The organism is Stenotrophomonas sp. YJH_SMC_64, from assembly GCF_059371375.1.
Window position 1 is genome coordinate 92,014 of record NZ_JCAFUN010000008.1, and the last position, 25,603, is coordinate 117,616.

Consider the following 25,603-nt stretch of genomic DNA (forward strand, 5'->3'; position numbering starts at 1 on the left):
TTCCCGCCCTATTGCTGCTGAGCCGACGCCTGCCATGACGCCTGTCCGCCCTACCCGCCTGTCCGGCCTGGAACCCCTGGTCATCACCCCGGACCTGCTGTTCATCAACGTCGGCGAACGCACCAACGTGACCGGCAGCGCGCAGTTCCGCAAGCTGATCAAGGAAGGCCGCTACGAAGAAGCGGTGGACGTGGCCCGCCAGCAGGTGGCAAGCGGCGCGCAGATCCTCGACGTCAACATGGACGAGGGCCTGATCGATTCGGAAGCGGCGATGACCCGCTACCTCAACCTGATCATGTCCGAGCCGGACATCGCCCGCATCCCGGTGATGGTCGACTCCTCCAAGTGGAGCGTGATCGAGGCCGGCCTGAAGTGCCTGCAGGGCAAGAGCGTGGTCAACTCGATCTCGCTGAAGGAAGGCGAGGCGCTTTTCCGCGAACACGCGCGCAAGGTCCTGCGCTATGGCGCCGCCGCGGTGGTCATGGCCTTCGATGAAAGCGGGCAGGCCGATACCTGCGCGCGCAAGGTCGAGATCTGCACCCGCGCCTACCGCATCCTGGTCGACGAGATCGGCTTCCCGCCGCAGGACATCATCTTCGACCCGAACATCTTCGCCGTCGCCACTGGCATCGAAGAACATGACAACTATGCGGTGGACTTCATCGAAGCCACCCGCATCATCAAGCAGACCCTGCCGCACTGCCATGTCTCCGGTGGCGTCTCCAACGTCTCGTTCTCGTTCCGTGGCAACGAAACGGTGCGCCAGGCCATCCATTCGGTGTTCCTGTACCACGCCATCGCCGCCGGTATGGACATGGGCATCGTCAATGCCGGTGCCATGCCGATCTACGATGAGCTGGAGCCGGAGCTGCGTGAGCGCGTGGAGGATGTGATCCTCAACCGCCGCAGCGATGCCACCGAACGCCTGCTGGAGATCGCCGAGCGCTACAAGGGCAGGAAGGGTGCGGCGAAGACCGAAGACCTGGCCTGGCGCGACAAGCCGGTGGCGCAGCGCCTGGCGCATGCACTGGTGCACGGCCTGGATGCCTTCGTTGAGGAAGACACCGAACTGGCCCGACAGGCCTCCAGCCGCCCGCTGGACGTGATCGAGGGCCCGCTGATGGACGGCATGAACATCGTCGGTGACCTGTTCGGCGCCGGCAAGATGTTCCTGCCGCAGGTGGTGAAATCCGCGCGTGTGATGAAGAAGGCCGTGGCCTACCTCCTGCCGTACATCGAGGCGGAGAAGGCGCGCAGCGGCGACACTGCCAAGAGCAACGGCAAGATCATCATGGCCACGGTGAAGGGCGATGTGCATGACATCGGCAAGAACATCGTCGGCGTGGTCCTGGCCTGCAACAACTTCGAGGTGGTCGACCTTGGCGTGATGGTGCCGGCGCAGAAGATCCTCGATGCCGCGCGCGAGCACAACGCCGACCTGATCGGCCTGTCCGGTCTGATCACTCCCTCGCTGGAGGAGATGAGCCACGTCGCCCGCGAGATGGAGCGCCAGGGTTTCAATCTGCCGCTGCTGATCGGCGGCGCCACCACCTCGCGCGCGCACACCGCGTTGAAGATCGACCCGCACTACAAAGCGCCTACGGTGTGGGTGAAGGACGCCTCGCGCGCGGTCGGCGTAGCCCAGTCGCTGATCTCGCGCGACCTGCGCGAAGCCTTCGTTGCCGCCAACGAGGCCGACTATGCCGAGATCCGGGCACGGCACCGCAATCGTGGCGATGCCAAGCGCCTGGTGTCGCTGGAACATGCACGCGGGCACAAGTTCCAGGGCGACTGGGGGAACTACACGCCGCCCGCACCGAAGCAGCCAGGCCTGCACGTCTTCGATGACTATCCGCTGGCCGAGCTGGTCGAGTACATCGACTGGACGCCGTTCTTCCAGGCCTGGGAGCTTGCCGGCAAGTTCCCGGCGATCCTCACCGACGAGATCGTCGGCAGCCAGGCCAGCGAGCTGTACCGCGATGCCCGCGCGATGCTCGACCGCATCGTCGGCGAGAAGTGGCTGACCGCCAAGGCCGTGTTCGGCCTGTGGCCGGCCAACAGCGTCGGCGACGACGTGCGCGTGCAGCACCCACAGGGCGAGACGACCCTGCACTTCCTGCGCCAGCAGGTGGCCAAGCCGGCCGAGCGTCCGGATTTCTGCCTGGCCGATTTCATCGCGCCGACCGACAGCGGCAGGCAGGACTGGATCGGCGCGTTCGCGGTCACCGCCGGCATCGGCATCGATGCCCACGTGGCGCGCTTCGAAGCCGAGCATGACGACTACAACGCGATCCTGCTGAAGGCCCTGGCCGACCGCTTCGCCGAAGCCCTGACCGAGCGCCTGCATCAGCGTGTACGCACGGAATTCTGGGGTTATGACCAGGCCGAGACGCTGGACAACGACGCCCTGATCGATGAGCAGTACCGTGGCATCCGCCCCGCTCCCGGCTATCCGGCGTGCCCCGAGCACAGCGAGAAGCGGCGCCTGTTCGATCTGCTGCGGGCCGAGGCCAACGCCGGCATGGAACTGACCGAGAGCTTTGCGATGCTTCCGACCGCCGCGGTATCGGGCTACTACTTCAGCCATCCGCAAAGCCAGTACTTCGTGGTCGGGCGCCTCAGCCGCGAGCAGGTCACCGACTACGCCCGGCGCAAGGGCGTGGAGCGCGCCCAGGCCGAGCGCTGGCTGGCCTCCAACCTCGACTACGATCCCGAATGACCCGAAAAGGGGACGGAGGGGATTAAGTCGTTTGTGCCTCAAACGACTTAATCCCCTCCGTCCCCTTTTTGCTTCATCATTCCGCGATGACCGTTCCCGTTGCCCGTCTTTCCAGCTTCTACCTGTTCTATTACGCGGCGCTGGGCGCGTTCACTCCGTACTGGAGCCTGTTCCTCACTGCACGCGGGATGAGCGTGACCGCCATCAGCGTGATGATGGGGCTGTGGTATGCCACACGCGTGGTTGCACCCAGTGCCTGGACCTCGCTGGCAGCCACCTCACCGCGGCCGATCCGACTGTTGCGCATCGGCTGCGTACTGACCCTGATCAGCTTCGCCGCATTCCTGCTGCCTCTGCCGCAGCCATGGATGTATCCGGCGATGATCGTGTTCTGCTTCTTCTACAACGCGGTGATGCCGCAGTTCGAGTCGATCACCCTCACCCATCTCGGCAGCGACAGCCACCGCTACGGCCTGATCCGGGTCTGGGGTTCGCTTGGGTTCATCGCCATCGTCACCCTGTTCGGCTGGCTGATCGAAGGTGACGGCACCGCCGGCCGCGCCGGGCTGCTGCCCTGGATGATGCTGCCGCTGTTCGTCCTGCTGGTCGCCTCGGCCTTCAGCAACCACTACGCACGCGACATCGGCAGGACCGGCGGCGATGCCAGCGGCTTCTGGCAGATCGTGCGCCGCCCGCCGGTGCTGGCGTTCTTCCTGGCCGCTTTCATGGAGCAGCTCTCGTTCGGCCCGTACTACACCTTCTTCTCGGTCTACATGGACCACCACGGCTATCGCACATCCACGCTCGGCCTGCTCTGGACCATCGGCGTGGTGTTCGAAGTGGGCGTGTTCTTCACCATCGGCCGTTTCTTCCGCCGCTATGACGCCAGCTGGATGCTGCTGATCGCGCTGGTCAGCTCCTGCCTGCGCTGGGCGGTGACCGCGCTGTTCCCGGAAAACCTGCCGGTGATGCTGCTGGCGCAGACCGCGCACGCGCTGGGCTTTGCCGCGTTCTTCGCCGCGGCGATGCAGATGCTGGCGATCTACTTCCCCGGACGCCTCAATGGCCATGGCCAGGGCCTGCTGTACGGTTTCTCGTCCGGTGTCGGCGGCGTGCTGGGCGCGCTCATCGCCGGCCAATTGTGGAAGATCGACGAGGGACGCACGGCCTTCCTCGCAGGTAGCGGATTCGCTCTGGTCGGCGCACTGCTGTGCTTCTTCGCGCTGAGCCTGCCGTTGATCCGTGCACGCCACAGCACTGCGCGCGTCCGGTAACGAAAACGCCGGGCAATGCCCGGCGTTTTCATCGTGCAGCAGGTGCAGTTACCAGACCAGGTCGTCCGGTACCTGGTACTGCGGGTCCGCGTAGGGATCTTCCTCGGCCGGCGCGTTCGGGTCGACCTTCAGTGCCACCGATGCGGCAAACACCGCTTCGGACTGTGCCAGCACTTCGGCGGTCACCAGCAGGTAACGGCCATTGAGCTGGACCACGCCCAGCTCACCGGCATTGAGCGCGGTCAGCTGTTCGGCGGTCACGTAGATGCGCTTGATCTTGCCGCCATACGGGAAGTGGCGAGCGATATCAGCCGCCTCGGAGTTCAGGCCCTTGTCCTTCAGCAGTTCTTCCAGCTTGGCCTTCGCCTCGCGGCGCACGCGTGCTTCTTCCTGCTTCAGGCGCTCGGTCTCGATGCGCTCTTCCTTCTCACGCTGCGCACGGATGGCATAGGCCTTGGCCAGATCCATCTCTTCGGCGCTGCGCGGCTTGCGCGGGCCCTGCTGGCCCGGGCCACGCGACTGGCCGGGCCTGCCCGGGCCACCGTGGCCATGCCCGCGACGCTCGCCGGGCTTGTGCTCGCCCTTGCCAGCGCCCTGCGGCTTTCCATTGCCGTTGCCACCCTTGCCCTGCGGGCGGCCATCACGGCGGGGGCCATCATTCTTGCGCTCGGGCTTGGGCGCGGGCTTGAAGCCCAGGCCCATCAGCTGGTCGCGGAGGGTATCGCTCATAGGATTCGGATCAGTAGTGCGGCGGCGGTGGTTCGCTCGCCGGATCGGAAGAATTCAGTGCGTTGCGGACCTTGCCCAGGTCCTCCAGCAGCACACGCAGCACGTCGGCGTTGCGCATGCCCTGCATGCGGGCATCGGCCAGCGCATCGCTCAATTCGGCAAGCGCCTGTTCCTGGAAGGACACGCGCATTTCCAGTTCGACCAGGCGCGCTTCCAGCGCCTGCTCGCGTTCGGTCGGCAGCAGGTCAGACATGCAGCGAACGCCCCCGGCCAATGCCGTAGTACGCCAGGCCGGCAGCTTCCACTTCGGCAGGATCGTACAGATTGCGCCCATCGAACACCGCCGCGTCCTTCAGCTGCTCGCGCAGCTTCTGGAAGTCGGGGCTGCGGAACTGCTTCCACTCGGTGACCACCACCAGCGCGTCGGCCCCTTCGAGGGCCTCATCAGCACTGCTGCAGAACACCAGGTCATCGCGCTCGCCGAAGATGCGCTGCGATTCATGCATCGCTTCCGGGTCGTAGGCACGCACCGTGGCACCGCCCTCCCACAGCTGCGCCAGCAGGCGACGGCTGGAGGCTTCACGCATGTCGTCGGTGTTCGGCTTGAAGGCCAGGCCCCACACGGCAAAGGTCCTGCCGCGCACGCCTTCGTCCTCGCCCTTGTCGTAATGACGCTGGATGAGGGCGAACAGGTGGCCCTTCTGCGCATCGTTGACCGCTTCCACCGCGTTCAGCAGCTTCGGCTCAAGACCGTGCTGCTGGGCGGTGCGGGCCAGCGCCTGCACGTCCTTGGGGAAGCAGGAGCCACCGTAGCCGGCGCCCGGGTAGATGAAGTGCCAGCCGATGCGCGGGTCCGAGCCGATGCCCTGGCGGACCTGCTCGACGTCGGCACCGACGCGCTCGGCGATGTTCGCGATTTCGTTCATGAACGAAATCTTGGTCGCCAGCATCGCGTTCGCCGCGTACTTGGTCAGCTCGGCCGAGCGCACGTCCATTTCCACCACGCGGTCGTGGTTGCGGTTGAACGGCGCATACAGACGACGCATCACCGCGACCGACTCCTCGCTGGTCGCACCAATGATGATGCGGTCCGGGCGCATGCAGTCGGCGACCGCGTCGCCTTCCTTCAGGAATTCCGGGTTGGACACCACGTCAAAGGTGATGTCCGCGCCACGCGCGGCAAGTTCTTCAGCAATGGCCGCACGCACCTTGTCGGCGGTGCCGACCGGCACCGTCGACTTGTTGACCACCACGGTCGGCACGCTCATGTGCCGGCCAATGGTACGGGCCACGGCCAGTACGTACTGCAGGTCAGCGCTGCCGTCCTCGTCCGGCGGCGTGCCGACGGCGATGAACACCACCTGGCCATGCGCGATCGCGGACGCGGCATCGGTGGTGAATGCCAGCCGCGACGCGGCGTGGTTGGCCTTCACCATCGGCTCCAGGCCGGGCTCATAGATCGGGATGATGCCCTGGTTGAGGCCATCCACCTTGGCCTGGTCGATATCGACGCAGACCACCTGATGACCGACATCGGCCAGGCAGGTACCGGTCACCAGACCTACATAACCGGTACCGAAAATCGCAACGCGCATGTCCGTGCAGGCTCCGTGGTGGCTTACGGCAGGACGCCCAGCAGCTCGACGTCGAACGTCAGAGTCGCGTTCGGGCCGATCGGGCCACCCGGCGTACCGTTCTCGCCATAAGCCAGATTGCCCGGGATCCAGAAGCGGTACTTCGAACCGACCGGCATCAGCGCAACGCCCTCGGTCCAGCCCTTGATCACCTGGTCCAGGCCGAACTCGGCCGGCTGACGACCATAGGAGCTGTCGAACACGGTGCCGTTGAGCAGCTTGCCTTCATAGTTCACGCGCACCTTGCTGCTCGGCAGCGGGCGCTCGCCGCTACCCGGGCGGATGACCTGGTACTGCAGGCCCGAGGCCGTCGTCACGACGCCCGGCTGGGTCTTGTTCTTGGCCAGGAAGGCATTGCCTTCTTCGCGGTTGGTCTGCGCAGCAGCGGCAGCCTTGGCCTGCATTTCAGCCTGCTTGCTGCCCATGAAGGCCTGGATGGTGGCGGTCGCGTCAGCTTCCGTCATCTTCGGCTGGCCCTTGGTCAGGCCGGTGCTGATCGCGTCAAACAGCGAGGCAACATCGATGTCGTCCTTCAGCTGCGCCAGCGACGGGCCCACAGAGTAGGAACCGATCATCTGCGACACCTTGACGCGGTCGACCTTCGGCGGCTGCGAACCCGGCGCCATGCCCGGCACCTGCTGGCCGCTGCGGGCCATCACGACCTGGCGCAGGGCCGCGTCGGTGGCCTTGGCCTGTTCCTGGGTGATCTGCGGCTGCAGGCCTTCGAACGAACGCTCCACGGCGGTGCGCAGCGCGGCCACGTCGATCTCATCGGCGATCGGGGTGAACGACTTGGCCACGTCCAGGCCGATGGCGTAGCCGAGCTTCTGCTTGGGGGAATTCAAGGTTGCGGTCTCCTTGGCGGCTGCGGGGGCAGCCGATTGTTGCGACAGAGCGACACCTGAAGTGCCCATCGCCAGAATCAGAACCGACGCCGCGGCGCCGCGCATTCCCATCTTCATTCGCTGCATTCCTGGAAGTGTCTGGGCGCCGACGTCGGCGCGAAAAGAAGCATTGTCGCACGCATGCCGTCGATGTCGAGGCATCCGTGCCGGATATCAATGTGCGGCCGCTGCGGCCAGCGCCTTGTCGATGGCCGCAGTCAGCTGCGGATCATCCGGCGTCACCTTGCTGGCGAACTGGGCGATGACCTTGCCATCGCGGCCGACCAGGTACTTGTGGAAATTCCAGCCCGGGGCCACGCCGGTGGCCGCGGTCAACCGTTGATAGAGCGGCGTCGCCTCCGCACCGACCACGTGCACCTTCTCGAACATCGGGAACTTGACCCCGTAGGTGAGCGTGCAGAAATCCTGGATCTGCTTCTCGTCACCGGGCTCCTGGCCCTTGAAATCGTTGGACGGGAAGCCGAGCACGGCAAAACCTCGGCCGGCATAGCGCTTCTGCAGCGCCTCCAAGCCTTCGTACTGAGGGGTATAGCCGCACTTGCTTGCGGTATTGACCACCAGCAGCACCTGTCCGTGGTAGCGCTGCTGCAGGTTGACCTGCTGCTTGCTGGCCAGCGGGCGGTAGTCGAGGTCGAGAAGATCGGCCGCCAGCACGTGGGTGGAACCGGCCAGGCCGGCTACCAGCAGGGTCAGCAGGGACAGGCCGCGCAGGCGGCGCGGCATAACGGTCGGCAAAGGCATCGAGAGCAGTCCGCGGTGGCCATTCACAGGGCCGGCCGGTAGCGGCCGGAGTCGGCCGAACTATAGCACCGGGCCCCCTTCCCCCTTGCTGCAAGGGGCGCCTGTGGCTTTGCGCGGCGTGGCGCTTTCCTGCACGACCCGCCAGCAACGGCGCAGTAATGACATAGCATGGACAACGCTGAATGGAAGGCGGGCCTGGGTCGGCCCGCGCCAGAACCGGATTTCCCTTCCGAATCAATCGGATAAACGGATATTTCAGCGATTTGACCACCCCTGCCATCAGTTGGGGACGGCAAGGGGTTGCACGTAGGCGTGCCGGTGTTATAGTTGCATACAACACCAGTCACCTGAGACAGGGGGAAGCCATGAACGCCCGGATCCGTCGCAACCTCACCGCACCCGCGGCCGCTGCTGTTTCGACCCTGATCGTGCTGGCCTGGCTGGCCACGCCCACCGCCCCCGCCTCGTCCGACAGTGCGCAGGATGCAATCGCTACACCGGCCGGGAACGCCGATTCCTCCCCCCCTCCCCCGCGTCGGCTGCACAGCTCCCTGTCCATGCCGTATTTCTCGTTCGCCCAGCCGCTGACCCCACGGAGCTGAATATGAGCGACATCCAGTGGAGCGACGGCGCTCCCATCTACCGTCAGTTGAAGGAGCGCGTGATCGCCATGATGCTCGACGGAATCCTCAAGCCGGGCGATGCCCTGCCTTCGGTGCGCCAGGTGGCCGCCGATTACCAACTGAACCCCATCACCGTTTCGCGCGCTTACCAGGAACTGGCCGACGAAGGTCTGGTCGAAAAGCGCCGCGGGCTGGGCATGTTCATGACCGAGCAGGCCGCCACGCAGCTGCGCAGCAGCGAGCGCGAGCGCTTCCTCAATGAAGAATGGCCGGCCGTGCTGGAGCGCATCCAGCGCCTGGGCCTGAGCCTCGACGAATTGCTGCCCCAGGGGAAAGTCTGATGAATAGCACCGCAAGCGAACCGGTCATCACCGCCCGCGGCCTGCGCAAGGCCTACAAGTCCACCGTTGCCCTCGACAGTGCCAGCTTCAGCATTCCGAGCGGGCGCATCGTCGGCCTGATCGGTCCCAATGGCGCCGGCAAGACCACCGCGCTGAAGGCCATTCTTGGCCTCACCTCGGTGGAAGGTGAGTTGAGCGTGCTCGGGCGCGACCCGCGGCTGCACCGCGACGAACTGATGAACGACATCTGCTTCATCGCCGACGTCGCCGTGCTGCCGCGCTGGCTGAAGGTGCGCGAAGCCATCGATTTCGTCGCCGGCGTGCATCCGCGCTTCGACCGCGCCCGCTGCGAGCGCTTCCTGGCCAACACCAAGCTGCAGCCGAAGCAGCGCGTGCGCGAGCTGTCCAAGGGCATGATCGTGCAGCTGCACCTGGCACTGGTGATGGCCATCGATGCCCGCATCCTGGTACTGGACGAGCCCACCCTGGGCCTGGACATCCTGTACCGCAAGGAGTTCTACCAGCGCCTGCTGGAAGACTATTTCGACGAGCAGAAGACCATCATCGTCACCACCCACCAGGTGGAAGAGATCGAGCACATCCTCAGCGACGTCATGTTCATCCGTGATGGCCGCATCGTGCTCGATGCGGAAATGGACGAGGTCGGCCAGCGTTACACCGAACTGCTGGTCAACGCCGACCAGCTGGAGACCGCGCGCGCCCTGAAGCCGATCGACGAACGCAGCCTGGCGTTCGGCAAGACCGTGATGCTGTTCGACGGCGTACCGCGCGCCCAGCTTTCCACCCTTGGCGAGACCCGCAGCCCGGGCCTGGCCGACCTGTTCGTCGCCGTCATGAAGGGGACCTACGCATGAATGCCGTCAACCATCCCGTCAGCCCCCTCGGCACGCTGCGCTGGCTGCTCAAGCGCGAGTACTGGGAAAACCGCGGCGGTTTCCTGTATGCCCCGCTGATCGCCGGCCTGATCTCGCTGGTGATGAGCACCGTCGGCATCGCCTTCGGCCTGTTCGCGCTGAACCGCGCGGCGCGCAACGGTGCGCTGCATGTCGATGGCGAGAGCGTGAACGTCAATGGCCTGGACCTGGCGCTGCTCACCCGCAACATCGACGGCAAGGACCTTGCCGACCTCGGTAACGGCCTTGACCTGACTCTGGTGCTCAGCTCGGCATGGCCGTTCCTGGTGCTGGCCTTCGTGGTGTTCTTCTATTGCCTCGGCGCCCTGTACGACGACCGCCGCGACCGCAGCATCCTGTTCTGGAAGTCGTTGCCGCTGTCCGATACCCAGACCGTGCTGTCCAAGGTCATCAGCGCACTGATCGTGGCACCGCTGATCGCGGTGATTGCCGGCATCATCACCATGTTCGGCTTCATGCTGATCATCAGCATCGTCGCGCTGATGCACGGTGGCAGCCCGATGGCGCTGATCTGGGGGCCCGCCAGCCCGTTGACCCTGGCCGCTGGCCACCTGAGCTGGATTCCGGTCTACGCGCTTTGGGCCCTGCCCACTGCAGGGTGGCTGCTGCTGTGCTCGGCCTGGGCCAAGAGCAAGCCGTTCCTGTGGGCGGTGATGCTGCCACTGTTTGCCGGCGTCATCGTCAGCACCACCAAGATCATGCCGCTGTTCGGCCTGACCACCGGCTGGTTCTGGCAGAACATCGTCGGCCGCCTGCTGCTGGGCGGCGTGCCCGGCATGGACCTGCTGTACCGCCTCGGCGCAGGTGAAGGTTCGCGCCGCGACCTGGATTCGGTGGTCAGCCTGATGTCCCCCGCCTCGCAGCTGAAGTCGCTGGCGATGCCGGAGCTGTGGATCGGTGCGGCCGTCGGGGCACTGTTCATCTTCCTCGCCATCCGCCTGCGCAAGCGCGCCGGCGAGATCTGATTCCATCCACCCGGAGGCACCACCCATGCGTTCTTTGCTCGCCTGTTCTGCGTTGTTGCTGTTGCCGTTGTCGGCGCTGGCCGCCGATGCTCCGAATTGCAAGTTCACTGCCGCCCGGGCACTGAAGCTGGACGTGGCCGGTGCCAAGACGGTGGTGTTCGAGGTCAACCAGCATGACCTGAAGGTGGTCGCCAGCGCTGGCGGCGGCCAGCTGGACGGCCGCGCCTGCGCGTCCAGCCAGGAATGGCTGGACCAGCTGGTACTGGACCAGCGCAAGGTGGGCGACAAGCTGGTGGTGAGCCTGCGCCGCGACGGCCGCCAAAGCGGCATCAGCCTGGGCAACAGCTACGCCTGGCTGGATATCCGTGGCAGCGTGCCGGACAACCTGCCGCTGCAGTTCAAGGTCGGCTCGGGTGACGCCAGCGTGGAAAACGCACAGTCGCTCAGCGTGGACGTCGGCTCCGGTGACGCGGTGGCCCGCGGTACCCGTGGCAGCATCCACGCTGCAGTGGGTTCCGGCGACCTCAACATCGATGGCGGCAGTTCGCTGAATCTGCTGTCGCTGGGTTCGGGCGACGTCAATGCCCGCAACATCGGCGGCGATGCCATCACCGGCACTGTCGGTTCGGGTGACCTGAAGATCACCGATGTGCGTGGCAACACACGCCTGGATACGGTCGGCTCCGGCGACATCGAGTTCAAGCGCGTGCAGGGCAGCGTCGAAGTCGGCGTGGTCGGCTCCGGTGGCATCGATCTGGCCGATATCGGCGGCAACGTGCATGTGCGCAGCCACGGCTCGGGCGACATCCAGGTGGACGGCGTACGCGGCAGCCTGACCATCGATCACAGCGGCAGCGGCGATATCGAACACCGCAACGTCAGCGGCCGGGTCACCCTGCCGCGCAGCAAGTAATCCTCTTCCACACACGTCCAGGGGAACATCATGAACCTGTTGCGCCTGCTGCCCGCCACCCTGCTGTGCCTGCCGCTGATCGCCTGTGGTGGCACGTCCTCCGCCCCCGACAAGAGCGTCGGCAAGAGCGTCGCCGAAGCCACCAGCGGCGTCGGCCAGACCGTCAAGGAAGCCATGGACGATGCCCGCAAGGACATCGCCCAGGGCAACATCAAGATCTCGGCCGACAAGCAGCCGCGTGCGGAGATCACGCCGGATGGCCGCCTGCTGATCGCCGGCAAGGAGGTCGCCGCCAACGACGTCCAGCGCCGCCACCTGCAGGAGTACCGCGGTCACGTGGTCGCCGTTGCGATGGCGGGCATGGATGTCGGGCTGGCCGGCGCCAAGCTCGGCGCCAACGCCGCCGGTGAAGCGCTGAAGGGCATCTTCAGCGGCGACAGCGAAGGGGTGGAGAAGCGCATCAACGCCGAAGCCGCCAAGATCGAGGCCCAGGCCAAGCGCATCTGCGATCGCCTGCCGGCGATGCTGGCCAGCCAGCAGGCACTGGCGCGCGAGCTGCCGGCGTTCAAGCCCTACGCGACGATGGACCAGAGCGACGTGGACGACTGCGGCAAGGACAACTCGGTCACGTTCTCCAACTGAGACAAATCGACGCACCCGACCGGCTGCGGCCTTCCGTTGCCGGTCGGGCACTGTCGGCGGGCTTACAATGGGGGCCCCGGATGCCCCCGAACCGAACGCCATGAAGAAGTTGTTCCTGCTGCTGGCCACCCTGCTCTGCCTGGGTCTGGTCGGCTGCGACAAGGATTACCGCAATCACCGCGCCGAGCGCGGCAAGCCCAAGATTTCCGTCAGCGAAGGCATGGTGACCGTGCGCCGCCCGCCGGCACCGAACATCATCATCCTCGGCGACGGCACGATGAAGGTGGACGAGATCCAGATTCCGCTGGACGACGGGCAGAAGCAGATGCTGCAGACGATGTTCGGCAAGCTGCAGGTGCTGCGCCAGAACACGCTGGTGGCCGCACCGGCCGATCCGAACATGCAGCCGGTGAAGATCCAGCCGCCGGAGGGCATGGAGGTGATCCCGGCCGACCTGATCCAGCGCATCCCCGAGTTCAAGGATTACACCGACACCTTCGGCAACATCGTCGCCGACCGTCGCTGAAGAAAAACGCCGCCCGAGGGCGGCGTTCTTCGTTTCCGTAGAGTCGAGCCATGCCCGACTCCGGAACAACCGTCGAGCGTGGCTCGACTCTGCAACCGGCAGATCACCCCCCGGCGCCACCACCGCCAGCCTGGATGCCACCAGCAGTCAGCGCAGTCGGGTCCAGCAGGCGACGCAGCTCGGCCTCGTCAAGCCCGCTGTCTTCCAGCGCCACGTCCAGCACCGGGCGCTGTTCCTTGTAGGCACGCTTGGCAATCGCCGCTGCCTTCTCGTAGCCGATGATCGGGTTCAGCGCGGTGACCAGGATCGGGTTGCGCGCCAGCGCCTCGGCCACGCGGTCCTCGCGCACCTTCAGCCCTGCGATCGCGCTGTCGGCCAGCAGCCTGGACACATTGGCCAGCAGGCCGATGCCATCGAGCAGGTTCACCGCGATCAACGGCAGGGTGACGTTGAGCTGGAAGTTGCCGGTCTGCCCGGCCACGGTGATCGCGGTGTGGTGGCCGATCACCTGCGCGCAGGCCATCACCGTGGCTTCCGGAATGACCGGGTTGACCTTGCCCGGCATGATCGAGCTGCCCGGCTGCAGTGCCGGCAGTTCGATCTCGCCCAGCCCGGCCAGCGGACCGGCGTTCATCCAGCGCAGGTCATTGGCGATCTTGATCAGTGCCACGGCCAGCGCATTGAGCTGGCCCGACAGTTCCACCGCATCGTCCTGCGCGGCCAGGCCTTCGAACTTGTTCTCGGCGCTGTCGAACTTGAAGCCGGTCTGCTGCTTCAGCGCCTTGGCCACCTGCGCGCCGAAGCGCGGGTCGGCGTTGATGCCGGTACCGATGGCGGTGCCGCCCAGCGGCAACCGGCGCACGCGCTTGAGGCTGTCTTCGATGCGCTCCTGCGCCGAGGCCAGCTGCGCCGACCACGCACCGAATTCCTGCTCGAAGGTGAGCGGCATCGCGTCCATCAGGTGGGTACGGCCGGTCTTGACCACCTTGCGCAGGCTGCGGCCCTTCTTGTCCAGGGTCTTGCGCAGGTGCACCAGCGCCGGCAGCAGCTGCTCGTGCGTCGCCAGCACCGCCGACACCCGCAGCGCAGTCGGAATCACGTCATTGGAGCTCTGCCCCTGGTTGACGTGGTCATTGGGATGCACGGTGGTCTTGCCCGCCTTGCCGGCACGGTTGGCCAGGGTGGCGATGACCTCATTGGCATTCATGTTCGACGACGTGCCCGAACCCGTCTGGTAGACGTCGATCGGGAACTGCGCGTCCCAGTTGCCGGCGGCCACTTCGGCAGCAGCGGTCTGGATGGCCTTGGCCACATTCTTCGGCAGGTGGCCCAGCTCGGCGTTGACGCCGGCGGCTGCGCCCTTGACCAGGCCCAGGGCGCGGATGAAACCGCGCGGCATGCGCTGGCCCGACACCGGGAAATTCTGCACGGCGCGCTGGGTCTGGGCGCCCCACAGGGCATCCGCAGGCACCTGCAGCTCGCCCATGCTGTCGTGTTCGATTCTGAAACCCTTGCTTGCAGCTTTGCTCATTGCATCAACTCCGCACTACTTCAGTTGGGGAAAGGGAAGCGGCGGCTGGCAGGGTGTCGCTTCCCGGGCTGGCGGCTGCGGCCACAATACTCCCTTGCCCGCAGCATGGGATGACGAGGGCGGGCCAGATCGTTCCACCTGCACGGCCGTTCTGCGCGCGCAAGGGTAGTGCCGGCCGCTGGCCGGCAACCACGCCCGGCCTACGCCGCCATGGCTTGCCGGCCAGCGGCCGGCACTAGCTGACCGGCACGTCGTAGAATATGGCCCCCGCCGCTCGTCCCAGCCCTGCCGACATGTCCGATTCCGCCCTGCTCGCCCTGTCCCCGCTCGATGGCCGCTACGCCGGCAAGGTCGACGCCCTGCGCCCGATCTTCTCCGAATACGGCCTGATCAAGGCCCGCATCGTGGTCGAGGTGGAATGGCTGCTGGCGCTGGCCGCCGAACCGGGCATCGTCGAACTGGCGCCGTTCTCCGACGCCGCCGTCGCCCGCCTGCGCGAGCTGGCGGCCCGCTTCAGCCCGGCCCAGGCCGCGCGCGTGAAGGAGATCGAGCGCACCACCAACCATGACGTCAAGGCGGTGGAGTACTTCATCAAGGAACAGCTGAAGGACGACGCCGAGCTGGCTCCGGCGCTGGAATTCGTGCATTTCGCCTGCACCAGCGAAGACATCAACAACCTCAGCTACGGCCTGATGCTGGAACAGGCCCGCCGCGAGGTGCTGCTGCCGACCCTGGACGGCATCGCCACCACGCTGCGCAACCTCGCCCACGCCCAGGCCGGCCAGCCGATGCTGTCGCGCACCCATGGCCAGACTGCCTCGCCGACCACGCTGGGCAAGGAGCTGGCCAACGTGGTCGCGCGCCTGGAGCGCCAGCGCAGGCAGATCGCCGCGGTCGAGCTGACCGGCAAGATCAACGGCGCGGTCGGCAACTACAACGCCCACGTGGCCAGCTACCCGGACGTGGACTGGCCGGCCTTCGCCGAGCGCTTCGTGACCGGCCTGGGCCTGGTGTTCAACCCGTACACCACGCAGATCGAACCGCACGACAACGTCGCCGAGATCGGCGATGCCGCACGCCGTGCCAACATCATCCTGATCGACCTGGCCCGCGACATCTGGGGCTACATCTCGCTGGGCTACTTCAAGCAGCGCCTGAAGGAAGGCGAAGTCGGCTCGTCGACGATGCCGCACAAGGTCAATCCGATCGATTTCGAGAATGCGGAAGGCAACTTCGGTATCGCCAACGCGCTGTTCGAGCACTTCAGCGCGAAGCTGCCGATCAGCCGCTGGCAGCGTGACCTGACCGATTCCACCGTTCTGCGCGCACTGGGCACCGCGTTCGGCCACAGCCAGGTGGCGCTGGATTCGCTGGCCAAGGGCCTGGGCAAGCTGGAAGTGAACCCGCAGCGCCTGGATGCCGATCTGGACGCGGCCTGGGAAGTGCTGGCCGAGGCCGTGCAGACGGTGATGCGCCGCCATGGCCTGCCGAACCCGTACGAGCAGCTGAAGGCGCTGACCCGTGGCCAGGGCATCACCGCCGAGTCGATGCGTGCGTTCGTGCAGGGGCTGGAGCTGCCGGCGGATGCGAAGCAGCGCCTGCTGGAGATGACCCCCGGCAGCTACACGGGTCTGGCCGAGGCCCTGGCGAAGAAGATCTAAGGGGTTTCCTTTGCGGCGGCGGCCGCGGGCGCTGCCTGCGACAGGCAACGGCAACGGCAACGGCGACAGCAACATCAACGTCCAGAGCGGCTCTGGATTGCTGCTAGCTGGGCGGGGCGGGAGGGGCCAGCGGGACACGCCGTGAACCCATCCATGGGGGCTCGATGGCGCCATCCATGGCGCCAACGGTCCCGCTGGCCCCTCCCGCCCCACCTCTGACAGATTTCCGGTGACGGATCGAAGAGCGTGGAGGTTGTCGAAACGGAATTTGAAAGAGGGACGCGGCTTCGCCGCGTCCCTCTTTTGTTTTGGGATGAGCAAGCGCAGCGCGCGACCCGCTGTTGCCTTTGATCTTCTTCTTTCCATTCCGTGGCGGGCCGCGCAGGAAACTGTCAGGGGCCGGGCGGGGTGGGTTCGCGGGACCGTTGGCGCCATGGATGGCGCCATCGAGCCCCCAGGGACGGGTTCACGGCGTGTCCCGCGAACCCACCCCGCCCGGCCCAGCCCATGAAGCCAGCGCTTTGCGCGACCAACCACCCCGCCACGAGGGGCTCCGCCGTTGGCCGGACACCCCGCGACAAACCCGCGCACGTGCGCAATCCCGGCGAACGGCGGACAATGGAGATCTCAGGCGGCCCGCTGCGCCGCCCCTCCCGCTTTCCGCTGCAAGGATTCCCCCATGGCCGCCCGCAAGTCCTCCGCCCCCCTCATCGAAGTCACCGCCCGCCCCGGCCAGCCGCTGGGCATGGCGCCGGCCACCTTCCTGCGCGACTTCTGGCAGAAGCGCCCGCTGCTGATCCGCAACGCCTTCCCCGACTTCCAGACCCCGGTGCAGCCGGAAGACCTGGCCGGGCTGGCCTGCGAAGAAGGCGTGCTGGCGCGCCTGATCGAGCACGACAAGACCCAGGACGGCTGGCGCGTGCGTACCGGCCCGTTCCAGGAAGACGTGTTCCCCGCCCTGCCCGACCATGACTGGACCCTGCTGGTACAGGACGTGGACAAGTGGGACCCGGACGTGCGCGCCCTGATCGAGCACTTCAGCTTCCTGCCGCGCTGGCGCATGGATGACGTGATGATCAGCTTCGCCGCCACCGGCGGCTCGGTCGGCGCCCACGTCGACCAGTACGACGTATTCCTGCTGCAGGCCCACGGCCACCGCCGCTGGCAGATCGATGCCAGCGAATCGATCAAGGGCAGGCAGCCGCCGCTGGGCTTCCGCCCGGACGTGGAACTGAAGCTGCTGAAGGTGTTCAAGCCGACCCACGACTGGGTGCTGGCGCCGGGCGACATGCTGTACCTGCCGCCGAACGTGCCGCACCACGGCGTCGCTGAAGACCCCTGCCTGACCTTCTCCTTCGGCATGCGTGCGCCGTCCTCGGCCGAGCTGATCAGCGACTACCTGGACACCCTGATCGCCGACGCCGACGAGAACATCCGCTACCAGGATGCCGACCTGAAGGTGCCGGCCGACCCGAACGAGATCGACACGGTGGCGATGGCGCGGGTGATCACCGCGCTCAACGCCATCCGCATGAACGATCCGGACAAGCTGGGTGACTGGTTCGGCCGTTTCATCACCACCTACCGCGCCGCTGGCGAAGTGATGGCTCACCAGGCCGCACCGGCACCGGAGGAAGTGGTCCAGGCCCTGGCCTCGGGCCTGCTGCTGCAGCGTCATCCGTGGGCACGCCTGGCCTGGCGCCGGGCCAAGCGCGGCGCCAGCCTGTACGTCAGCGGCCAGGACTTCGCGCTGCCGATGAAGGACGCGCAGCGCCTGGCCGGCGCCGAGCAGCTCGATGCCGCCGCCTATCGCGGCCTGTCCGACAAGGGCCGCGCGGTGGTCCAGCAGCTGTTGGTCGGTGGCGTGTTCCAGCTGATCGATCCGAACGAGGTGTATGACGCTGAAGATGAGGATGACGGCGAAGACGCCGTGGTGCTCGGCGAAGTGGTCGAAGGCCGTGACCGTGTCGACGCGATCGACGCCGACGCGGTGTCCGACGACGTCCACACCGTGACCGTGCACGACGACGGCATCGAGGTCATCGTCAACTTCGAGGATCACGACGAAGACGACAGCGACGACGGTCGCGCCTGAGCCCTGCCATGGTCCGGGTCCAGCAGGTCAGCCACGCCGACGCCCACGTCGCCATCCACGACGTGCGCCAACGCGTGTTCGTGCAGGAACAGGGCATCGCCGCCGAGCTGGAACGCGATGCGCTGGACCCGCTCAGCGCCCATGTGCTGGCGCTGGACAGTGACAACCAGCCGGTCGGCACCGGTCGGCTGGCCCCGGACGGCCGCATCGGCCGCATGGCGGTGCTGGCCAGCCATCGCAGCCACGGGGTCGGTGAGGCCCTGCTGGAGGCACTGGTCGAGGCCGGGCGCAGGCTCGGCCTGGCCGAGCTGCACCTGCACGCCCAGCTGCCCGCCCGCGATTTCTATGCCCGCCAGGGCTTCCTGCCGGAAGGCGAGGTATTCGAGGAGGCCGGCATCGGCCACCAGCAGATGCGACGCCGGTTGGGCGCGGCCAGTGCCATCGACAGCCGCGAGCAGGCGGTGGCCATCACCACGGCCATCGTCCACCGCGCCCGCCGCCAAGTGTGGCTGCACAGCCGTCAGCTGGACCCGGGACTGCTCGACGCGCCGCCGGTACAGGCCGCCCTGCGCCGCTTCGTCACCGCCCGCCACGACAAGCAGCTGCGGGTGATCGTGCACGACGCCGCCGCCATCGCGTCTGCCGGGGCACCGCTGCTGGCCTTGGCCCAGCGCCTGCCCAGCGTGATCCAGTTCCGCGAGGTCACCGACCCGATCGACCGTGCGTTGGCTTCGGCCTGCCTGCTCAACGACGCCGGCGACTTCTACTTTCGTCTGATCGGTCATCGCCTCGACGGCGAGGCAGGCGTCGCGCTGCCTGCACGTTCGCAGCCGTTCGAGCAGCAATTGCAGCGGGTCTGGGACCGTTCGCGCGATTGCAGCGAACTGCGTGCGCTCGGCATCTGAGTGGGTACCGCCCACTCAACCTGTCTGGAAGCGGCACCGGGGGACCCGGGATGCCCGTTCTGGTGCCCCTTCCTGTCCGGATGGGGGTACAATTTGGCTGTTTGAACGCGCCCGCGCAGGGCTATTCATCTTCCTGCCGGGTCCTTCTGAAGCCATACCCCACAAAGCGAATCAACACCCTCCATCGTGGACAATCAACTGAAGCAGTTTGCGCAATCTTCGCAGCTCGCCGGCGGCAACGCCTCCTATGTCGAGGACCTGTACGAGCAGTACCTGGTCTCCCCGGACAGTGTCGATCCCAAATGGAAGACCTACTTCGACGGCTTCAAGGGCCGCGAAGCAGGCGACATTCCGCACTCGGCCGTCATCTCCCACATTGCGGACGCGGCCAAGGAAGCGCTGAAGGCCGGCACCGGCAACGGTGCGGGCGACGAGCGTGAACGCAATGTCGGTCGTCTGATCACCGCCTACCGCTCGCGCGGCCACCTGGACGCCCGCCTCGATCCGCTGGGCCTGGCCGCGCCGGTCAACACCCCGGACCTGGGCCTGCCGTTCCACAGCCTGTCCGATGCCGACCTCAACAGCGAGTTCAGCACCGGCGGCGTCGGTGGCCAGCCGCGCATGAAGCTGCGCGACCTGCTGGCACGCCTGAAGGCGACCTACACCGGCTCGATCGGTGCGGAGTTCATGCACATCTCCGAGGTCGAGCAGCGCCAGTGGATCTACAAGAAGCTGGAAGCAGCCGGTGGCAACTACCAGCTGGACGCTGACACCCAGCGCCGCACCCTGGAGCGCCTGACCGCGGCCGAAGGCCTGGAGCGCTACCTGCACACCAAGTACGTCGGCCAGAAGCGCTTCTCGCTGGAAGGCGGCGACTCGCTGATCCCGATGATGGACACCATCATCCGCAGCGCCGGCAAGGATGGCGTCAAGGACGTGGTGATCGGCATGGCCCACCGCGGCCGCCTGAACGTGCTGGTCAACACCCTCGGCAAGAACCCGCGCAAGCTGTTCGACGAGTTCGAAGGCAAGTTCGAGCACGACGAGCACGCTTCTGCCGGCGACGTGAAGTACCACATGGGCTTCTCGGCCGACGTGGCTACCGACGGCGGCCCGGTGCACCTGGCGCTGGCGTTCAACCCGTCGCACCTGGAAATCGCCGACCCGGTCGTGGCCGGTTCCGTGCGTTCGCGCCAGGAGCGCCGCAAGGACACCGCACGCAAGCAGGTCATGCCGATCCTGATCCACGGCGATGCGGCCTTCTCGGGCCAGGGCGTGGTCATGGAGCTGTTCCAGATGTCGCAGGCCCGCGGCTTCGCCGTCGGCGGCACCGTGCACATCGTGGTCAACAACCAGGTCGGCTTCACCACCTCCAACCCGCTGGACACGCGCTCCACGCGCTACGCCACCGACGTGGCGAAGATGATCGCCGCCCCGGTGCTGCACGTGAACGGCGATGATCCGGAAGCGGTGGTGTTCGCCGCGCAGCTGGCCTTCGAGTTCCGCCAGAAGTTCGCCAAGGACGTGGTCATCGACCTGATGTGCTACCGCCGTTGGGGCCACAACGAGGCCGACGAGCCGGCGATCACCCAGCCGCTGATGTACCAGGTGATCCGCAAGCACCCGACCACCCGCGAGATGTACGCCGAGCAGCTGGAAAAGTCAGGCGTGATCGCTGCCGGTGCCGGCAAGGCGATGGTCGATGCCTACCGCGAGAAGCTCGATGCCGGTGAAGTGACCACCGAGCTGGCCAAGGTCGAGAAGACCCCGCCGACCAGCCCGCTGTTCGTCGATTGGCCGAAGCTGCTGGAAGGCAAGCTGTCCGACCCGGTCTCGACCAAGGTCGAGAAGAACAAGCTGGTCGAACTGGCCAAGCTGATCAACACCATTCCCGAAGACGTGCAGCTGCACTCGCGCGTGGCCAAGGTCTATGACGACCGCCGCAAGATGGCCGCCGGCGAGATCCCGGGCGACTGGGGCTTTGCCGAGAACCTGGCCTACGCCACCCTGCTCGACGAAGGCCACGCACTGCGCCTGGTCGGCCAGGACGTCGGTCGCGGTACGTTCACCCACCGCCACGCGATCCTGCACGACCAGAAGACCGACAACTACTACATGCCGCTGCGGCAGCTGGTGGATTCGCCGGAGAAGGCCACCGTCATCGATTCGCTGCTGAGCGAAGAAGCGGTGATGGCCTACGAGTACGGCTTCTCCACCACCGATCCGAACACGCTGTGCATCTGGGAGGGCCAGTTCGGCGACTTCGCCAACGGCGCCCAGGTGGTGATCGACCAGTTCATCGCCGCCGGTGAAGCCAAGTGGGGCCGCATTTCCGGCCTGACCCTGCTGCTGCCGCATGGCTATGAAGGGCAAGGCCCGGAGCACAGCTCGGCGCGCCTGGAGCGCTTCCTGCAGCTGTGTGCACTGGAGAACATGCTGGTGGTGGTTCCGTCCACCCCGGCACAGGCCTTCCACATGCTGCGCCGCCAGCTGCACCTGACCACCCGCAAGCCGCTGGTGGTGATGTCGCCGAAGTCGCTGCTGCGCCACAAGCTGGCCGTGTCGACCCTGGACGAACTGGCCAACGGCGAGTTCCAGCACCTGATCGGCGACGCCAGTGCGGACGCCAAGAAGGTCAAGCGCGTGGTGCTGTGCTCGGGCAAGGTCTACTACGACCTGCTGGAAGACCAGACCAAGCGTGGCCAGGACGACGTGGCGATCATCCGCGTGGAGCAGCTGTATCCGTTCCCGCGTGCGCTGCTGGCTGCCGAGCTGAAGAAGTACGGCAAGGCCACCGACGTGGTGTGGACGCAGGAAGAACCGCAGAACCAGGGTGCGTGGTACCAGATCCGCCACCACCTGCAGTTCTGCCTGGCCGACGGCCAGAACCTGCACTACGCCGGTCGCGCACGTTCGGCGTCGCCGGCTGCCGGTCACATGGCTGACCACGTCCGCGAACAGCAGCAGCTGATCGCCGACGCGCTGGTCAACCCGTTCAACGACACGTTCGCTGAATAATCCTCCCCCTATTTAGAAGACAAACCAGGAAGCTCCCGCAATGGCCACCGAAGTCAAAGCCCCGGTACTGCCCGAATCCGTCGCCGACGGCACCATCGCCACCTGGCACAAGAAGGTGGGCGACGCCGTCAAGCGCGACGAAAACCTGCTTGACCTGGAAACCGACAAGGTCGTCCTGGAAGTGCCGTCGCCGGTCGACGGCGTGCTGAAGGAAATCAAGTTCGCCGAAGGCTCGACCGTGACCTCCAGCCAGGTCGTGGCGATCATCGAAGAAGGCGCCGTGGCTGCTGCCCCGGCTCCGGCTGCCGAAGCCGCTCCGGCTGCAGCCGCTGCCCCGGCCGCTGCTGCTCCGGCCGCTGCCGCCGCTCCGGCCCCGGCCGCCAAGTCGGCCGCCGATGCGCTGCCGCCGGGCGCCCGCTTCACCGCCATCACCGAAGGCGTGAACCCGGCCGACGTCGACGGCACCGGCCGTCGCGGCGCGGTGACCAAGGAAGACATCGTCAACTTCGCCCGCAACGGCGGCGCCGGCAAGGCCGGTGGCGCACGTCCGGAAGAACGCGTGCCGATGACCCGCATCCGCAAGCGCATCGCCGAGCGCCTGATGGAGTCGAAGAACTCCACCGCGATGCTGACCACCTTCAACGAAGTCGACCTGTCCAAGGTCTCGGCGGCGCGCAAGGAACTGCAGGACGAGTTCGTCAAGGCACACGGCATCAAGCTGGGCTTCATGAGCTTCTTCGTGAAGGCCGCCGCCAACGCGCTGCAGCGCTTCCCGCTGGTCAACGCCTCGATCGACGGCGACGACATCATCTACCACGGCTACTCGGACATCTCGATCGCCGTCTCGACCGAAAAGGGCCTGGTCACCCCGGTCCTGCGCAATGTCGAGCGCATGTCGTTCGCCGACATCGAGAAGACCATCGCCGACTACGCCAAGAAGGCGCGTGACGGCAAGCTGGGCCTGGATGAACTGCAGGGCGGTACCTTCACCGTGACCAACGGCGGCACCTTCGGTTCGCTGCTGTCGACCCCGATCATCAACCCGCCGCAGAGCGCCATCCTGGGCATGCACGCCATCAAGGAGCGTCCGATCGCCCAGAACGGCCAGGTCGTGATCGCGCCGATGATGTACCTGGCGCTGTCGTACGACCACCGCATCATCGACGGCAAGGATTCGGTGCAGTTCCTGGTGGACATCAAGAACCAGCTGGAAAACCCGGGCCGCATGCTGTTCGGCCTGTAAGACACCTCCCGCCCCTCCGCGCCTGCGCGGAGGGGTTCTGGTAATGCATCAAGGAATAATTCAATGGCTGAACAATTCGACGTCGTCGTCATCGGTGCCGGCCCGGCCGGTTACCACGCTGCCATCCGCGCGGCCCAGCTGGGCCTGAAGACCGCCTGCATCGACGCGGCGCTGGGCAAGGACGGCAAGCCGGCCCTCGGCGGCACCTGCCTGCGCGTGGGCTGCATCCCGTCCAAGGCGCTGCTGGATTCCTCGCGCCAGTTCTGGAACATGGGCCACATCTTTGGCGACCACGGCATCAGCTTCAAGGATGCCAAGATCGACGTCGAGGCGATGGTTGGCCGCAAGGACAAGATCGTCAAGCAGTTCACCGGCGGCATCGGCATGCTGTTCAAGGCCAACAAGGTCGCTGCCTATTATGGTTTTGGCGAACTGCAGCCGGGCAACGTGGTCAAGGTCACCCAGCATGACGGTTCCATCGTCGAGCTGAAGGGCACCAACGTCATCATCGCGGCCGGTTCGGATTCGATCGAACTGCCGTTCGCCAAGTTCGACGGCGAGACCATCGTCGACAACGTCGGCGGCCTGGACTTCACCGAAGTGCCGAACCGCCTGGCGGTGATCGGCGCCGGCGTCATCGGCCTGGAACTGGGCAGCGTGTGGAAGCGCCTGGGCGCGGAAGTCACCATCCTCGAAGCCATGCCGGAGTTCCTGGCGGCTGCCGACGCCGAAGTGGCCAAGACCGCTGCCAAGGAATTCAAGAAGCAGGGCCTGGACATCAAGCTCAATGCCAAGGTTTCCAAGACCGAGATCACCGGCAAGGGCAAGAAGAAGGAAGTCATCGTCACCTACACCGACGCTGAAGGCGAAAAGACCCTGACCGTGGACAAGCTGCTGGTGGCCGTTGGCCGTCGCGCCGCCACCAAGGGCCTGCTGGCCGAAGGCACCGGCGTCAAGATCAACGAGCGCGGCCAGATCGAAGTCGACGCGCACTGCCACACCGGCGTCAACGGCGTGTGGGCGGTCGGCGACTGCGTGCGCGGCCCGATGCTGGCGCACAAGGGCTTCGAGGAAGGCATCGCGGTGGCTGAGCTGATCGCCGGCCTGCCGGGCCACGTCAACTTCGACACCATCCCGTGGGTCATCTACACCGAGCCGGAACTGGCGTGGGTCGGCAAGACCGAAGCCCAGCTGAAGGCCGAAGGCATCCCTTACAAGGCCGGCAGCTTCCCGTTCGCCGCCAACGGCCGTGCCGTGGCGATGATCGAGCCGGCGGGCTTCGTGAAGATCCTGGCCCATGCCGAAACCGATCGCATCCTCGGCATGCACCTGGTCGGCGCCAACGTCTCCGAACTGGTGCACGAAGGCGTGCTGACCATGGAGTTCAGCGGTTCGGCCGATGACCTGGCCCGCATCTGCCACGCCCACCCGTCGCTGTCGGAAGTGATCCACGACGCGGCGATGGCGGTCAGCAAGCGCGCCATCCACAAGGCGAACTGATCGTTCGCTGGTAGTGCCGGCCGCTGGCCGGCATCACCCGGATACGAAAAACCTCGCTTCGGCGGGGTTTTTTTGTTGCCCGTTTCCCTGTAGCGCAGAGCATGGGCTCGGCGCTACACCTTTCCAGCCGGCTTCTTCGGTGGATCCTCGCAGACCCTGTGCTGCACAACCGTATCGCCGACCTTCCATTCCTTCGCGACCCTGCAGCGCTCCTTGGCTTTCGGCGCAGAGACCGCCGCAGCATTGGCCTCGTCAGCCGCAGCGGTCTGCTGGCGTTCCAGCCACACCGAAGGCGGTGCTGGAGGTGCAGCCAGTATCGGGCCCGCCAACAGGACCAGTCCGACCAGCAACACAGCCCTCATGCCGCCACCGGGCCGCCGCCGAGCAGGCGCGCGGGCAGCATGAACAGCGCGCGCAGGAACGCAAACAGCGCCGAGAAGGTGATGCCGACCAGGCGGAACGGCAGGCTCAGCAGCCACACGAACGGCCAGGCGATCAGGGCGAGGATCGCCAGCGGCCAGCACAGCACGAACAGCAGGCACCACACACCGAGCGCGAACAGGGTCTTCATCACGGTCTCCTTGTGGCGGCACCTTGCCGCCTGCGGACACCTTGGCGCCCCGCTCTGGCCGCCCGCAAACGGTTTGCGACGAAACCCGGCTCGGGGCGATGAATCCGGTGGTGGGGAAACCGAAGATTGATC

Annotated in this window: 23 protein-coding genes; 15 read left to right on the forward strand and 8 right to left on the reverse strand. The window is 66.3% G+C overall.

Features of this window, described 5'->3' with window-relative positions; genetic code table 11:
• Nucleotides 1–34: 34 nt before the first annotated feature.
• Nucleotides 35–2,719, forward strand: a complete 2,685-nt coding sequence (gene metH, locus AC5P9L_RS10160) for a methionine synthase (protein ID WP_076739336.1) — start codon at nt 35–37, stop codon at nt 2,717–2,719.
• Nucleotides 2,720–2,805: 86 nt separating this feature from the next.
• Nucleotides 2,806–3,993: an MFS transporter gene (locus AC5P9L_RS10165; RefSeq protein WP_062607387.1), complete on the forward strand. Its 1,188-nt coding sequence runs from the start codon at nt 2,806–2,808 to the stop codon at nt 3,991–3,993.
• A gap of 48 nt (nt 3,994–4,041) precedes the next feature.
• On the opposite strand, the gene AC5P9L_RS10170 is transcribed toward AC5P9L_RS10165, so the two are convergent.
• From AC5P9L_RS10170 to AC5P9L_RS10190, 5 genes are all read right to left on the reverse strand, one after another.
• Entirely contained in the window at nt 4,042–4,722 is a 681-nt protein-coding gene (locus tag AC5P9L_RS10170) for a DUF2058 domain-containing protein (RefSeq protein ID WP_005410255.1), read from the reverse strand.
• A gap of 10 nt (nt 4,723–4,732) precedes the next feature.
• The gene (locus AC5P9L_RS10175; RefSeq protein WP_005410256.1) at nt 4,733–4,975 is read right to left on the reverse strand and encodes a SlyX family protein; all 243 of its coding nucleotides are present in this window, start codon (nt 4,973–4,975) and stop codon (nt 4,733–4,735) included.
• Nucleotides 4,968–6,317, reverse strand: coding sequence for a UDP-glucose dehydrogenase family protein (locus AC5P9L_RS10180; protein WP_005410257.1), 1,350 nt, complete (start codon nt 6,315–6,317; stop codon nt 4,968–4,970). Before AC5P9L_RS10180 ends, AC5P9L_RS10175 begins: the two co-directional genes overlap by 8 nt.
• 23 nt (nt 6,318–6,340) lie before the next feature.
• On the reverse strand, nt 6,341–7,318 hold the full coding sequence (locus AC5P9L_RS10185) for an FKBP-type peptidyl-prolyl cis-trans isomerase (protein WP_005413927.1): 978 nt from the start codon (nt 7,316–7,318) through the stop codon (nt 6,341–6,343).
• Nucleotides 7,319–7,414: 96 nt separating this feature from the next.
• Nucleotides 7,415–8,002 carry a glutathione peroxidase gene (locus tag AC5P9L_RS10190; RefSeq protein WP_032966917.1) on the reverse strand — a complete coding sequence of 196 codons (588 nt, stop codon included), beginning with the start codon at nt 8,000–8,002 and terminating at the stop codon, nt 7,415–7,417.
• 365 nt (nt 8,003–8,367) lie between these two features.
• Between AC5P9L_RS10190 and AC5P9L_RS10195 the strand changes: the two genes are divergently transcribed.
• The 7 genes from AC5P9L_RS10195 (at nt 8,368) to AC5P9L_RS10225 (ending at nt 12,947) form a co-directional block, all read left to right on the forward strand.
• Entirely contained in the window at nt 8,368–8,604 is a 237-nt protein-coding gene (locus tag AC5P9L_RS10195) for a hypothetical protein (protein ID WP_062607391.1), read from the forward strand.
• Between the two features lie 2 nt (nt 8,605–8,606).
• Complete coding sequence (locus tag AC5P9L_RS10200) at nt 8,607–8,966, forward strand: GntR family transcriptional regulator (protein WP_005410261.1); 360 nt, start codon at nt 8,607–8,609, stop codon at nt 8,964–8,966.
• A complete protein-coding gene (locus AC5P9L_RS10205) occupies nt 8,966–9,841 on the forward strand; it encodes an ABC transporter ATP-binding protein (protein WP_005410262.1) in 876 nt (291 codons plus the stop codon). The genes AC5P9L_RS10200 and AC5P9L_RS10205 overlap by 1 nt, the downstream gene beginning before the upstream one ends.
• Nucleotides 9,838–10,866: an ABC-2 transporter permease gene (locus tag AC5P9L_RS10210; protein WP_049459368.1), complete on the forward strand. Its 1,029-nt coding sequence runs from the start codon at nt 9,838–9,840 to the stop codon at nt 10,864–10,866. Before AC5P9L_RS10205 ends, AC5P9L_RS10210 begins: the two co-directional genes overlap by 4 nt.
• A gap of 25 nt (nt 10,867–10,891) precedes the next feature.
• Entirely contained in the window at nt 10,892–11,779 is an 888-nt protein-coding gene (locus tag AC5P9L_RS10215) for a GIN domain-containing protein (RefSeq protein ID WP_111117867.1), read from the forward strand.
• A 30-nt stretch (nt 11,780–11,809) separates the two neighbouring features.
• Nucleotides 11,810–12,421, forward strand: coding sequence for a YggN family protein (locus tag AC5P9L_RS10220; protein WP_005413931.1), 612 nt, complete (start codon nt 11,810–11,812; stop codon nt 12,419–12,421).
• 100 nt (nt 12,422–12,521) lie between these two features.
• Complete coding sequence (locus AC5P9L_RS10225) at nt 12,522–12,947, forward strand: hypothetical protein (protein ID WP_005413932.1); 426 nt, start codon at nt 12,522–12,524, stop codon at nt 12,945–12,947.
• Between the two features lie 103 nt (nt 12,948–13,050).
• On the opposite strand, the gene AC5P9L_RS10230 is transcribed toward AC5P9L_RS10225, so the two are convergent.
• Complete coding sequence (locus tag AC5P9L_RS10230; RefSeq protein WP_012480781.1) at nt 13,051–14,478, reverse strand: class II fumarate hydratase; 1,428 nt, start codon at nt 14,476–14,478, stop codon at nt 13,051–13,053.
• A gap of 293 nt (nt 14,479–14,771) precedes the next feature.
• On the opposite strand from AC5P9L_RS10230, the gene purB reads away from it, so the two are divergent.
• The 6 genes from purB to lpdA all read left to right on the forward strand — a co-directional run bounded on the left by purB (nt 14,772) and on the right by lpdA (nt 24,900).
• Entirely contained in the window at nt 14,772–16,139 is a 1,368-nt protein-coding gene (gene purB, locus AC5P9L_RS10235) for an adenylosuccinate lyase (RefSeq protein ID WP_012480782.1), read from the forward strand.
• A gap of 679 nt (nt 16,140–16,818) precedes the next feature.
• Entirely contained in the window at nt 16,819–18,234 is a 1,416-nt protein-coding gene (locus tag AC5P9L_RS10240) for a ribosomal protein uL16 3-hydroxylase (protein ID WP_099562429.1), read from the forward strand.
• Nucleotides 18,235–18,242: 8 nt separating this feature from the next.
• Nucleotides 18,243–19,139 carry a GNAT family N-acetyltransferase gene (locus AC5P9L_RS10245; RefSeq protein ID WP_024956655.1) on the forward strand — a complete coding sequence of 299 codons (897 nt, stop codon included), beginning with the start codon at nt 18,243–18,245 and terminating at the stop codon, nt 19,137–19,139.
• Between the two features lie 186 nt (nt 19,140–19,325).
• Nucleotides 19,326–22,157, forward strand: coding sequence for a 2-oxoglutarate dehydrogenase E1 component (locus AC5P9L_RS10250; RefSeq protein WP_076739332.1), 2,832 nt, complete (start codon nt 19,326–19,328; stop codon nt 22,155–22,157).
• A 40-nt stretch (nt 22,158–22,197) separates the two neighbouring features.
• Nucleotides 22,198–23,400, forward strand: a complete 1,203-nt coding sequence (gene sucB, locus AC5P9L_RS10255) for a dihydrolipoyllysine-residue succinyltransferase (RefSeq protein WP_005410272.1) — start codon at nt 22,198–22,200, stop codon at nt 23,398–23,400.
• Between the two features lie 63 nt (nt 23,401–23,463).
• On the forward strand, nt 23,464–24,900 hold the full coding sequence (gene lpdA / locus AC5P9L_RS10260; protein WP_005410273.1) for a dihydrolipoyl dehydrogenase: 1,437 nt from the start codon (nt 23,464–23,466) through the stop codon (nt 24,898–24,900).
• Nucleotides 24,901–25,013: 113 nt separating this feature from the next.
• On the opposite strand, the gene AC5P9L_RS10265 is transcribed toward lpdA, so the two are convergent.
• Together AC5P9L_RS10265 and AC5P9L_RS10270 are read right to left on the reverse strand one after the other, a co-directional pair.
• Nucleotides 25,014–25,262: a hypothetical protein gene (locus AC5P9L_RS10265; RefSeq protein WP_227416056.1), complete on the reverse strand. Its 249-nt coding sequence runs from the start codon at nt 25,260–25,262 to the stop codon at nt 25,014–25,016.
• Complete coding sequence (locus AC5P9L_RS10270) at nt 25,259–25,471, reverse strand: hypothetical protein (protein ID WP_005410275.1); 213 nt, start codon at nt 25,469–25,471, stop codon at nt 25,259–25,261. The genes AC5P9L_RS10265 and AC5P9L_RS10270 overlap by 4 nt, the downstream gene beginning before the upstream one ends.
• Between the last annotated feature and the right edge of the window lie 132 nt (nt 25,472–25,603).